14 protein-coding genes are annotated in these 12,626 nt (G+C 44.8%); 12 read left to right on the top strand and 2 right to left on the bottom strand.

Features of this window, described 5'->3' with window-relative positions; translation table 11 throughout:
• The coding region (locus tag ACTIE6_RS05145) for a c-type cytochrome (RefSeq protein WP_439555605.1) at positions 1-542 on the bottom strand (542 nt) is incomplete at its 3' end.
• Between the two features lie 276 nt (positions 543-818).
• On the opposite strand from ACTIE6_RS05145, the gene rpmG reads away from it, so the two are divergent.
• From rpmG to ACTIE6_RS05110, 7 genes are all read left to right on the top strand, one after another.
• Positions 819-1,001 carry a 50S ribosomal protein L33 gene (gene rpmG / locus ACTIE6_RS05140; RefSeq protein WP_031528413.1) on the top strand — a complete coding sequence of 61 codons (183 nt, stop codon included), beginning with the start codon at positions 819-821 and terminating at the stop codon, positions 999-1,001.
• A 27-nt stretch (positions 1,002-1,028) separates the two neighbouring features.
• Complete coding sequence (locus ACTIE6_RS05135; protein ID WP_015813059.1) at positions 1,029-1,181, top strand: DUF4295 domain-containing protein; 153 nt, start codon at positions 1,029-1,031, stop codon at positions 1,179-1,181.
• Positions 1,182-1,327: 146 nt separating this feature from the next.
• Entirely contained in the window at positions 1,328-2,290 is a 963-nt protein-coding gene (ftsY, locus tag ACTIE6_RS05130) for a signal recognition particle-docking protein FtsY (protein WP_439555604.1), read from the top strand.
• 26 nt (positions 2,291-2,316) lie between these two features.
• Positions 2,317-2,481 (top strand): hypothetical protein, encoded by a 165-nt coding sequence (locus ACTIE6_RS05125; RefSeq protein WP_439555606.1) that lies wholly within the window; start codon positions 2,317-2,319, stop codon positions 2,479-2,481.
• On the top strand, positions 2,457-2,801 hold the full coding sequence (locus ACTIE6_RS05120) for a type II toxin-antitoxin system RelE/ParE family toxin (RefSeq protein WP_439555603.1): 345 nt from the start codon (positions 2,457-2,459) through the stop codon (positions 2,799-2,801). The genes ACTIE6_RS05125 and ACTIE6_RS05120 overlap by 25 nt, the downstream gene beginning before the upstream one ends.
• Before the next feature lie 113 nt (positions 2,802-2,914).
• Positions 2,915-4,225, top strand: coding sequence for a 30S ribosomal protein S12 methylthiotransferase RimO (rimO, locus tag ACTIE6_RS05115; protein WP_439555602.1), 1,311 nt, complete (start codon positions 2,915-2,917; stop codon positions 4,223-4,225).
• Positions 4,226-4,293: 68 nt separating this feature from the next.
• Positions 4,294-4,770, top strand: a complete 477-nt coding sequence (locus tag ACTIE6_RS05110) for a DUF4293 domain-containing protein (protein ID WP_439555601.1) — start codon at positions 4,294-4,296, stop codon at positions 4,768-4,770.
• A gap of 48 nt (positions 4,771-4,818) precedes the next feature.
• On the opposite strand, the gene ACTIE6_RS05105 is transcribed toward ACTIE6_RS05110, so the two are convergent.
• Positions 4,819-5,793, bottom strand: coding sequence for a KpsF/GutQ family sugar-phosphate isomerase (locus tag ACTIE6_RS05105; RefSeq protein ID WP_439555600.1), 975 nt, complete (start codon positions 5,791-5,793; stop codon positions 4,819-4,821).
• 93 nt (positions 5,794-5,886) lie between these two features.
• Between ACTIE6_RS05105 and recQ the strand changes: the two genes are divergently transcribed.
• From recQ to ACTIE6_RS05080, 5 genes are all read left to right on the top strand, one after another.
• The gene (gene recQ / locus ACTIE6_RS05100) at positions 5,887-8,100 is read left to right on the top strand and encodes a DNA helicase RecQ (protein WP_439555599.1); all 2,214 of its coding nucleotides are present in this window, start codon (positions 5,887-5,889) and stop codon (positions 8,098-8,100) included.
• Between the two features lie 52 nt (positions 8,101-8,152).
• Positions 8,153-9,442 (top strand): phosphoribosylamine--glycine ligase, encoded by a 1,290-nt coding sequence (gene purD, locus ACTIE6_RS05095; protein ID WP_439555598.1) that lies wholly within the window; start codon positions 8,153-8,155, stop codon positions 9,440-9,442.
• A gap of 117 nt (positions 9,443-9,559) precedes the next feature.
• Complete coding sequence (locus ACTIE6_RS05090; RefSeq protein WP_439555597.1) at positions 9,560-10,669, top strand: PSP1 domain-containing protein; 1,110 nt, start codon at positions 9,560-9,562, stop codon at positions 10,667-10,669.
• Positions 10,670-10,753: 84 nt separating this feature from the next.
• Positions 10,754-11,947: an anhydro-N-acetylmuramic acid kinase gene (locus tag ACTIE6_RS05085; RefSeq protein WP_439555596.1), complete on the top strand. Its 1,194-nt coding sequence runs from the start codon at positions 10,754-10,756 to the stop codon at positions 11,945-11,947.
• A gap of 33 nt (positions 11,948-11,980) precedes the next feature.
• On the top strand, positions 11,981-12,626 hold a 646-nt coding region (locus tag ACTIE6_RS05080), incomplete at its 3' end, for an FAD-dependent oxidoreductase (protein ID WP_439555595.1).

Below are 12,626 nucleotides of genomic sequence, written 5' to 3'. Positions count from 1 at the left end.
TTGATCCAGTTGGCAATCACGACGATATCCGCTTTTGGAACGTGTGCCATCGGCGCCATCGGAGGAAATCCAGGCCAGTGCTCAGGTTTCGGGCTGTGTACAAGCGCCACGATCTCATCGGCAGAGTATTTCTTTTTCGCAACATCGGAATATGCAGGTCCGATTACCTTATCGTAAGCCTGGTGGCAGGCGAAACATGCGTGTTTGTTCAATAATGCAGATACGTCAGCAGGAACAGGCTTTCTTTTTGGAGCTGCTGCTGCGGCGGGAGCTTCCGCTGCGGGTGCTGCTGCTGTGTCGCCAGCTTTTGCAGAATCGCCCGGAGCAGCAGGTGTTGCTGATGCGACGGGAGCTGTTGCTGGTGTTTCAGGTTGACTCTTTCTGTCGTTAGCCAGCTTTACAAGCGCTGTTTCCTCTCTTGACTTACTGCCTGAACCATAATAATGATCGTATTTATCGCGATCTTCCTTTGAAGAGCAGCCTGTAATGAAGTAAACTGCCAAGGCCATAACCGCCAAAGAAGTGCTTTTACTGATAGTCATTGTTTTCAATATTTAGATTTTCCGCCAGATTAAGGATTGTATGCAAACATCCACACGAAGAAAGCATGTTTGCTTCATATTTCCTTCATTCAATGGTCAGAAATTAGATTTTAAAGGCAACTTTATACACGTTACCAGTTTGTCTGACAATCTGTTAAGCAACCGATTGTTTGTGAAAAATACCTGAAATTTCTGCCGATATTTTTGACTTGATTATTGTGTTTAAATTAAATGTTGTTACTTTTGCACTCCTGTTTGTAAAAATGATTTAAAGCAATGGCTAAGAAAGGTAATAGAGTGCAGGTTATATTGGAATGCACAGAACAAAAAGATAGCGGTGTTCCAGGAATGTCACGTTACGTGACTACAAAAAATCGCAAGAATACGCCAGGCCGTATGGAATTGAAAAAATTCAATTCATTCCTGAGACGTTATACTATACATAAGGAGATTAAATAAGTTTTAAAACTTTAACGATATACAGACATGGCAAAGAAAGTAGTTGCTACCCTGAAAAAAGAAGGCGGTAAAGCATTCGCGAAAGTGATTAAAGCCGTAAAATCTCCTAAAACAGGAGCTTATACCTTCAAAGAAGAAATCGTACCCCTTGACGGTGTTCAAGGCGCACTGAAAAACTAAGTCTTCGGCTTCGCTCAGACTGACAAGTGCCTCCGAGTGCTGTCGCACTGAGCGCACCGGGCTGCCCGGCAGCCGAAGTGTAAATTGCAAAAAGTCCCTTTTGGGACTTTTTTTGTTTATTTTTGATCCATCAACATACCTGGATTATGAGTTTATTCGGTTTTTTTTCGAAGGAGAAAAAGGAAACATTAGATAAAGGTCTTGAAAAGACCAAAGACAGTTTCTTTGGTAAACTTTCACGCGCTATCGTGGGTAAAACCACTATTGATGAAGACGTTTTGGATGAACTGGAAGACATTCTGGTGAGTTCGGACGTGGGTGTTGAAACTACTGTGAAGGTGATCAAGCGCATTGAAGAGCGCGTGGCGAGAGACAAATATGCAACCACTGCCGAGCTTGACAGCATTCTCCGGGACGAAATTGCAGCATTACTAACGGAGAGTAAATCCGTTGATATAAAAGACAGTTTTGAAACCCAGCATTTGCCGAAACCTTATGTGATCATGGTAGTAGGTGTGAATGGAGTTGGAAAAACAACTACGATCGGGAAACTGGCACACCAGTTTCACCAGCGCGGCCACAAAGTTGTGTTAGGCGCAGCAGATACCTTCCGCGCAGCCGCAGTTGATCAGCTGAAACTTTGGGGAAAAAGAGTTGATGTTCCCGTGATCGACCATGGAATGAACACCGACCCTTCGGCAGTAGCTTACGATGCATTGAAAAAAGGTACCGAGTCAGGTGCGGATGTAATTATCATTGATACCGCAGGCCGCTTGCATACAAAAGTCAACCTGATGAACGAGCTGTCGAAAATCAAGCGGGTAATGCAGAAAATCATTCCTGACGCGCCGCACGAAGTATTGCTCGTACTCGACGGCAGTACGGGCCAGAATGCAGTTATCCAGGCCAGAGAATTCACCAAAGTAACCGATATTACAGCCTTGGCGATCACGAAACTCGACGGAACCGCCAAAGGCGGCGTAGTAATCGGGATTTCCGACGAATTTAAAATTCCGGTAAAATACATCGGTGTCGGAGAAAAAATGGATGATTTGCAGGTATTTGACAGAAGTGAGTTTGTGGATTCTTTGTTTAAGAAGATTGGTTGAAAACAGTAAGTTTTTTATCTTTGATTATGGGCAAAACTAAGACATCAGCAAAGAATTGGACAGCTCCCGGAGTTCCGCTAAGTCAGGAAGAGTTTTCTGTGATGATCAGAGAATCTGAGAAAGGTCCTTTTTATTCCATTGATGAAGTGACAAAAAAAATCAGTGAGTGGAAGCTGAAATACGAGAAGTAAAGTTCAGTCAACAAGCCTTGTCAAGCCTTGAACATATTTACGAATATGGCTGCGAGACTTTTTCTCCCGCTTCATCTTCTGTTTTCATTGATGAGCTTATATCAAAGGTTAAGACACTTTCAACAGATTTCCTGCACCATCCCGAGTGTCGTTACTTGCTGACAAAATCTAAACAGTACAGAAATCTTCGCTTCGGAGGTTACTTGGTCATTTATAGAATAACCGCATCTCGGATCGAGATTCTAAATATTCTGCATTCCAGCCGCAGCATTACGAATATCAAGTCTGCCCGAAAAATTAAAATCAATAAAGCAAATTGAACCTTGTAAACTTTTTGTAGTTCATAATCAACTACTTCGCTGGTGACAGCATGCATTCAATTTTCCATTCAAAAAGCAAATAGCTAAAAGCTAATCGCCAATAGCTAATCCCAATGAAAACCAAAGGAATAGTAAAAAACAAAGTCAATATTGTCACGCTTGGTTGCTCCAAAAACGTGGTTGACTCAGAAGTTTTGTATACGCAGCTCAAAGGCAACGGTTTTGCAGTTGCGCACGAGTCAAAGAAAGATGATTCGCAGATTGTAGTTATCAATACCTGCGGCTTTATTGATAATGCCAAGGAAGAATCCATCAACACCATTTTGCGCTATGCCGATGCAAAAGCTGCCGGAATGGTGGACAAAGTATATGTTACAGGCTGTTTGTCGCACCGCTACAAAGACGAACTTTCGGTAGAAATCCCGACCGTTGACGCCTGGTTCGGCACCAACGAACTGCCCCGCTTGCTCAAAACATTGAAAGCGGATTACAAGCACGAGCTGGTTGGCGAGCGTTTGTTGACTACCCCGACGCATTATGCATACCTGAAAATAGCCGAAGGTTGCGATCGTCCATGTAGCTTTTGCGCGATACCGATCATGCGCGGCGGGCACATCTCCCGTCCCATCGACGAGTTGGTTAAAGAAGCGAAATCACTTGCAAAACGGGGGACTAAGGAACTGATCCTCATTGCCCAGGACTTGACCTACTACGGTCTGGATATTTATAAAAAAAGAAACTTGTCTGACCTGATCGCGCAGCTTTCGGATGTGGAAGGAATTGAATGGATCAGGCTGCAATATGCATACCCTGCCGGCTTCCCGATGGACATTCTGGACATTATGAATGAGCGCAGCAATGTTTGTAAATACCTTGATATGCCGCTGCAAGCTGGTTCCACGGAGATTTTGAAATCAATGCGCAGAGGTATTACCCGCGAAAAAACAGAATCTCTGATTTACAGCATTCGCGAAAAAGTGCCTGGGATTGCCTTGCGTACCACATTGATCGTAGGTCACCCTGGTGAAACAGAATCTCTTTTCGATGAAACTTACGAGTTTGTAGAAAAAATGCGTTTTGACCGTCTGGGCGCATTCCAGTATTCGCACGAAGACAATACGCATTCATTTACAATGGAAGACGATGTTCCTGCCGAGATCAAGCAGGAACGTGCAGATGCGATCATGGAATTGCAGCAGGGTATTTCTTATGAATTGAACCAGAGTAAAATCGGCAATACTTACAAAGTGCTGTTTGACAGAAAAGAAGGCGGGCACTTCATCGGCCGGACGGAATTTGACTCTCCGGAAGTAGATAATGAAGTACTGGTACCAGCAAGTCAGTACGTGCGGTTGGGTGATTTTGCGAATGTAAAAATCAATGCGGCCGAGGAGTTCGATTTGTACGGCGACGTTGTTTCCTGATTTTTTCGCCACGTTCCTGTGTTTTTCGACTTGCCTTTCAGATTTTTGTAGAAATAATATTTAAAGAAATGTTACAGAGAATACAAACTGTTTTTTTAGCCATTACCATTGTAGGAATGGGCTTGTTCCTCGCTTTTCCGATATGGAGTAAAATTGCACTATCAGGAGATGAAAGCGCAATACTGACTGCGACAAAGCTGACGCACCAGATAGATCCCGTACAAGCGAATATTCAGCCCGTTTATTACCTCATTATTCTGGCGGTGCTTGTTGCCGGCGTGGCTGCTTATGCTGTATCCCAGTATAAAAACCGCGTTTTGCAATCTGCACTTTGCGCAGTGAATTCCATTTTGATGACGGTCTTAATGGGGCTTGTGATTTATTTTACTTTCTACAAAGCAGCCAAACTGTTTGATCCGGAATTACCTGGAAAATATGATTTCGGCTTTTACGGATTGGTAGGTGCAATGCTCGCCAATGTTTTTGCAAATCGCTTTATCCGCAAAGACGAGCGTACAGTTCAGCAGTCCAAGCGTTTCAGGTAGCTGTTTGATGGTTGCGCCCTTCGACTTCGCTCAGGGGGCAAAGGGGAATTACACCAATCCCTCGCGGAGCAAATCATGCAGGTGGACGAAGCCGAGCACTTCGTTGTTTTCGACCACAATAACCTGGGTAATGCTCCGCGATTGCATGATTTCCAATGCATTTACCGCGTATTCCTCAGGTAAAACCGTAATCGGGGAGATCGTCATGATATCTCTGGCTTTAAGATCTAGCAGCTCTGTGCCTTTGTGCTCTTTGAGCATGCGGCGCAGGTCGCCGTCGGTTATAATGCCGGCCATTTGATTTTCATCTTTCACTACCGCGGTCGCTCCCAGTCTTTTTGAGGTCATTTCGAGGATAATCTCCTGTAAAGACGCATTTTCCGAAACTTTCGGCATTGCATTGTGCGGGTATATGTCGCATACTTTCAGGTAAAGCCGCTTGCCCAATGCGCCTCCCGGATGGTATTTGGCGAAATCGTCGTGCGTAAAACCTCTTGCTTCCAGCAAACAAATGGCCAGCGCATCACCAAGCGCCATTGTCACAGAGGTACTTGTGGTAGGCGCCAGGTTCAATGGATCTGCCTCTTTGGCTGCGTATGCATTTAACACAAAATCTGCATTTCTGGCAAGGTAAGAATCCCTGTTGCTTACCATGGCAATCATCCTGACACCTGTTCTTTTTACAAGTGGGACCAGTACTTTAATCTCCGGCGTGTCGCCGCTTTTTGAAATCACAAGTACGGTATCATTTTCCTGTATCATCCCGAGATCTCCATGGATCGCGTCGGCGGCGTGCATGAACAATGCGGGCGTTCCGGTTGAGTTTAAAGTAGCTACAATTTTCTGCCCTACGATGGCGCTCTTGCCTATTCCTGAAATCACAACGCGGCCGCCGGAATTTAAAATAGCGTATACGCAGCTTTCAAATTCATCGTCAATCAGTTCAATAATTGTATGCAAAGCTTCTGCCTCCTGCCGTATTACTTCTTTTGCTATTGACTGGATATTTTTTATTAATTTCAAATCTGAAACACAGTTTAAAAGGAATACAATTGTGGATATTCAATTCAAAAACAAAGATATAGAAGTTTGGAATAACCATTTTGTTAACAGAGTATGGTAAAGCAGGTTGATCATGTCGTACTAGACACGTTAAAAGAAAAACTCAAAGAAATATTTGGATATAGTCAGTTCCGGGGAGACCAAGAAGTAATTATTCAAAACATACTTCTTGGCAAAAATACATTCGTAATTATGCCCACCGGAGCGGGCAAATCTCTTTGCTATCAACTACCTGCCCTGGTCAGCGATGGACTGACGATCGTTATTTCCCCTCTAATTGCATTAATGAAAAACCAGGTCGATCAGTTGACCGCCTTCGGGATTAATGCACAGTTTTTGAATTCCACATTGACGAAGGCTGAAATGACACGCGTTAAAACAGACGCGCTAGACGGCAGCCTCAAACTGCTTTACATTGCCCCCGAATCTCTCACCAAAGAAGACAATCTCGACTTCCTGAAAAGGGTTAAAATATCGTTTGTAGCGATTGACGAGGCACATTGTATCTCTGAATGGGGCCACGATTTCAGACCTGAATACCGCCGCATTTACGGCATTATCGAAAATATCGGACAGCTTCCCATTATCGCATTAACTGCAACTGCCACGCCAAAAGTGCAGCAGGATATCCGCAAAAACCTGCAAATGGAAGAGGCTGAAACCTTTAAATCTTCATTCAACAGAAAGAACCTTTACTACGAAATCCGTCCTAAAAAGGATGTAAAAAAGCAGCTGATCCGCTATATCCGCAATAACAAAGGGAAGTCGGGTATCGTGTACTGCCTCAGCCGCAAAACAGTGGAAGAAGTAGCCGAGCTGCTGAATGTAAACGACGTACGTGCACTACCGTACCACGCCGGCCTCGACAGCAATACCAGAATGGCGAACCAGGATGCATTCCTGAATGAAGAATGTGACGTGATTGTTGCAACGATCGCATTCGGAATGGGGATTGACAAGCCGGATGTTCGTTTTGTAATCCACTACGATGTTCCAAAATCATTGGAAGGATATTACCAGGAAACTGGTCGTGCAGGCCGCGACGGACTGGAAGGTAACTGCCTGATGTTTTACAGCTTCGATGATATCCAGAAGCTCGAAAAGTTTAACAAAGACAAAACAGTTACCGAAAGAGATAACGCACGCCATTTGCTGAATGAAATGGTCGCTTACTCCACACTGGGCGTTTGCCGGCGGCGACAGTTGCTGAGCTATTTTGGGGAGTACCTCGAAAAAGACTGCGGTTTCTGCGACAACTGCGTTAAGCCAACTGAAAAAACAAAGGTTCAGGAAGACGTGATCCTGGTACTAAAAGCGGTATCACAAACTGAACAGCGTTTTGACTGTGAGCACATTGCGGATCTCTTGACAGCAACCGAAAACCAGTATGTAAAAAGCTACGAGCACGATCAGCTGGATGTGTACGGAAAAGGATTGGAGCTGAATGAATCGCGCGATTACTGGGTATCTACCATCCGCCAGCTGGTGATTTTGAACTACCTGGAAAAAGACATTGAAAACTACGGTGTAATCAGGCTGAGCACAAAAGGAGCTAACTTCCTGAATGATCCTTACCAGGTAACGCTTTACAAAGACCATAATTTCGAGGAAGAAGAGGTAAAACCGGAGGACGACGATAAAGAAGCAGCTGCTACCGGCGGAAGCGCGCACGCATACGACGAAGCTTTGCTTGGTATGTTAAAAGCACTTCGCAAGAAAGTAGCGAAAGAAAAGAACCTGCCTCCCTACGTAATTTTCCAGGACCCGTCGCTGGAAGAAATGGCCACTACCTACCCTACTACCCAGCAGGAAATGGCGCAGATCAATGGCGTCGGAATGGGGAAAGTACAGAAGTTTGGCCGGCAGTTTATCGACCTGATTACCCGCTATGTAGAGGAGAATGAAATCGAAACTGCCAAAGATGTTGTTATCAAATCCACAGTAAATAAGTCGAAGATCAAGATTTTCATTATTCAGCAGGTTGACCGGAAAGTCAGTCTGGATGAAATAGCGGAAGTGAAAGACCTTGAACTGGCGGACGTGATTGAAGAAGTTGAACACATTTGCTACTCGGGAACGAAGCTGAACCTTGACTATTATATCAATCAGGTGATCGATCGTGAGCGGCAACAGGATATATACGATTATTTTATGAGCGCTGAAACTGATAATATTGCCGTAGCGCTCGACGAATTTGCAAACGATGAAATCAGTGAAGAAGAATTGAGGCTGATGCGTATTAAGTTCTTGTCGGAGCTGGCTAATTAAGTTCTGACATACAATTCGCACCAACCACCAATTTGCATTTTTTAACCAACTTATGAATATACTTATATTGGGATCCGGCGGGAGAGAACACGCTTTCGCATGGAAAATCTCCCAAAGCCCTCTTTGTGACAGCTTGTTTGTAGCCCCCGGAAACGCCGGTACGGCAAGTGTAGCAACGAACCTCTCTATTTCTTACAATGATTTTGACGCAATTGCCGACGCAGTAATCGGGCATAAAATCGAGCTCGTGATCGTAGGTCCGGAAGAGCCGCTCGTGAATGGAATTGTTGATTATTTTGAGTCAAAAGAAAGTCTGGCGCATGTGAAGATCATCGGTCCGAACAAAGCCGGCGCGCAGCTCGAAGGAAGCAAGGATTTTTCCAAAGCATTTATGCAGAAGTATGGAATTCCAACTGCCTCTTCCAGAACTTTTACAGCAGAAACACTGGAAATCGGTCTGGAATACCTCGAAGCGCACCCACTGCCTATCGTCTTGAAGGCCGACGGACTGGCCGCCGGAAAAGGAGTGATAATTGCCGAAAAATTCCCCGAAGCTGAAACTGCATTCAGGGAAATGCTGGTGGATAAAAAATTCGGCGACGCTGGAAATAAAGTTGTTGTTGAGCAGTTTTTGAAGGGTATAGAGCTTTCCGTATTTGTGTTAACTGACGGAGAACATTACAAAATTTTACCCGAAGCGAAAGACTACAAACGCATTGGCGAGAGTGATACCGGACTAAATACCGGCGGAATGGGCGCAGTTTCGCCTGTTACATTTGCTGATGCTAACTTTCTCCGGAAAGTTGATGAAAAAGTGGTCAAACCGACGCTTAATGGGCTAAAAAGTGAAGGCATTAAATATGTCGGTTTTATTTTCATTGGATTAATGAATATAAAAGGTGAACCTTACGTGATTGAATACAACGTGCGTATGGGAGATCCTGAAACCGAAGTTGTAATTCCGCGGATCCAATCGGACCTGGCTATGTTAATGGCCTCGACTGCAAAAGGAACGCTGAATGATTTTGATATACAAATATCCCCGCAGGTAGCAGTTACAACAGTTGTTGTTTCCGGCGGCTATCCAGGGGATTATGAAAAAGGAAAGGTAATTTCCGGAAGCGAAAAAGTAGAGGATGTATACTTATACCATGCTGGCACTACTTTTAACGCTAATACCGAGATTGTGACGAATGGAGGCAGGGTTATGGCGTTGACCGGCCTGGCCAATTCCCTCGAAAATGCGGTTCACAAATCGCAGCGCGCAGCCCAGGTTGTGCAGTTTGAGGGTAAATATTTCCGTCACGATATCGGTGTTGATTTAATACGTTATAACGATTGATGAGGAGGAGTAACTATGGGATGCGGATCATGTTCATCCGGGGGATGCGGTACCGGTGGTACAGCAGTATCCGGATGTGGAAGTAAGGGAAATTGCGGAACCGGAGGATGTAACAAAATGAATGTCTTTGACTGGCTCAGTCACATGGACGTTCCTGCCGGGCAGCGTTTTGACGTTGTTGAGGTAAAATTCAAGGGAGGAAGAAAAGAGTATTTCCGCAATATCAACCAACTGGAATTTGTAACAGGCGACTATGTGGTCTGTGAAATGGCCTCGGGCCAACATATAGGTACCGTTTCTCTGCAAGGAGAATTGGTGCGGCTTCAAATGAAGCGGAAGAATGTGGTAATCAATGACGATATGCATGTGATTTACCGCATTGCATCGGAAAAAGATCTGGACAAGCACACGCAGGCAATGGCCCGCGAAATGCCGACGCTTTATCGTACCCGCGAAATTATCCGGGAAATGAAGCTGAATATGAAATTGTCGGATGTAGAATTCCAGTCTGACAATACCAAAACGACATTCTATTATTCTTCGGAAGAAAGGGTCGATTTCAGGGAATTGATCAAGAGTCTGGCTTCTGAATTTAAGGTGCGTATCGAAATGAGGCAGATCAGTCTGCGCCAGGAAGCGAGCCGCCTTGGCGGACTTGGGTCTTGTGGCCGCGAGCTTTGCTGCTCTACCTGGCTGACGGACTTCAAGAATATATCGACATCAGCAGCACGTTATCAGAATTTGTCGCTTAACCCGGCGAAACTTTCAGGTCAATGCGGCAGATTGAAGTGCTGCCTGAACTACGAGCTTGAAACTTACATTGATGCATTAAGAGATATTCCGACAGTGGACGCGCCTTTGAAAACCAAAAAGGGCATTGCTACGCTGCAAAAGACAGATATCTTTAAAAAAATCATGTGGTTTGGGTTTGATAAAGACACCAACTGGTACCCGGTCGCGATTGACAAAGTGTTGCAGATTATCGATCTAAATAAAAAGGATATCATTCCGGAGTCATTGGAAATTTTGACGCCCGAACCTGAGAAAAGTCTGGAAAAAGGAGCTGGTAAACTGAACAGCGACCTCGAAAATCTGGATAAAAAATACAGCGAGGAGCAGAAGAAGAAAAAGAAGAAGAAGAAAAACAGATCAGGACAAAACAAGAACAATCCGAACGCGCAGAACAAACCGCAGGCAGCTGCGCCAAATCAGCCGGCGGGTAAGTAAAATTGTCTGAATTATGCATTATACGAGAAGTCAAGACTAGGCGCCCACGTCTGGAACTTGACTTCTTTTTTTCGACTTGATTCTATGAAAAACCACGTAGAACAACTTCATAAAATTGCTAACAGTGAGCCCAGGCGCATTATCGGGTTAATGTCCGGTACCTCGCTCGACGGGCTGGATATTGCGGTTTGTAATATCCGTAATAGCGGAACTGCTACTTCCCTTTCCCTGGAAAAGTTTACCACAGTCCCTTACGAAGACGAATTCCGGAAAGAGATCAGAACCATTTTTGCAAAGCGTGAGATTGATTTTCAACAGCTTTGTCTCCTCAATCCTTACATTGGAATTACGCACGGAAAAATGATCCTGGCGACTCTGGAAAACTGGGGAATAAGTCCGTCTGAAATAGATCTGATCGCCAGCCACGGACAAACTGTTTTCCACGCGCCTCAGAAACAACACCAGCTTTCGCAGTATCCAAATGCAACCTTGCAGATCGGCGATGGAGATCACATTGCGGTGCAAACGGGCATCATCACGATCAGCGACTTCCGGCAAAAACACATTGCTGCGGGCGGAGAAGGTGCGCCGCTGGCTGTTTACGGGGATTATTATCTATTTTCAAAAAAGGATGAAAACCGCATTCTGCTCAATATGGGCGGGATTGCCAACTTTACATTTTTACCCGGACACTTGAATGCAGCCGCCGTTTTCACCACAGATACTGGCCCCGGAAATACCTTGCTCGACTACTTTACACGAAAGCTTTTTGACAAACCTTATGACGCAAATGGCGCAATAGCTGCAAGCGGGAATGTGAATGAATTACTATTAGACGAGCTGAAATCACGTCCATTCTTTGATCTTCCATTTCCCAAAACAACAGGTCCGGAGGTTTTCAATTTCGAATTTGTAGAAAACGCAATTGAAAAAACGGGTTTAACTTCCCTGTCGAATGAAGACCTGATTGCCACACTTACGCAGCTGAGTGCAGATACCATTGTTGATGCGATCGAAACCTGCATTGAAGCTGGCCAGGAATACAAAATATATGCAAGCGGCGGCGGCGCGCACAATCCGGTTTTAATGCAGGCGATCAGCAGCGCGCTGGCTGAGCCTGTTGGCTTGATTGATGAACTCGGCATTTCCGGTGACGCAAAAGAAGCTGTTTTGTTTGCGGTACTTGCCAATGAAACAGTCGCCGGGGTTCGATGCGATTTTGGTAAAAAAGAAGGAGTACCTTCTGTATCCATGGGTAAAATATCCTTCCCGGGCTAAACCTCCTTTACAACAAAAAATCACTGAGCTGTCATGTACGATATTACAATTATAGGGGGAGGAATCGTGGGCTTGGCTACTGCCCTGCGCATTAAAGAGCAAAGACCGGGACTAAAGGTACTTTTACTCGAAAAAGAAAACGAAGTGGCAAAGCACCAGACAGGCCATAATAGCGGCGTGATCCATTCGGGACTTTACTACAAACCCGGGAGCCTGAAAGCTACCAACTGCATTCGGGGATATAGAATGCTGCTTGATTTTTGTGACAAAGAAGGCGTACCTTATGATTTATGCGGCAAAATAGTAGTTGCTACTTCGGAAGAACAACGCCCATTACTCCGTAACCTTTTCGAGCGAGGTAATCAGAATGGGCTTACTAAGAACCGCATGATAACGCAGGCGGAGATCCGTGAGAAAGAACCTTATGTAATTGGTTTAGAAGGGATTTGGGTACCTTATACGGGTATCATTGATTACAAAAGGGTTTGTGAAAAATACGCGGAATGCTTTCGGAAACTGGATGGCGAAATTTTGTTTGGTGAAAAGGTGACTGATGTTCGAAGCAAAACTTCGCATTCGGAAGTGGTTTCGGCGAGTGGAAAAGTATTTGAGACCAAACTGATCGTGAACTGCGCCGGACTTTATTCTGATAAAGTTGCGCAACTGACCCAGCCGGAGA

It is taken from the genome of Dyadobacter sp. (assembly GCF_051859145.1).
GTDB lineage: Bacteria > Bacteroidota > Bacteroidia > Cytophagales > Spirosomataceae > Dyadobacter.
Note: the sequence above shows the minus strand (reverse complement) of the source record. Positions and strands in the feature narration are given on the sequence as shown.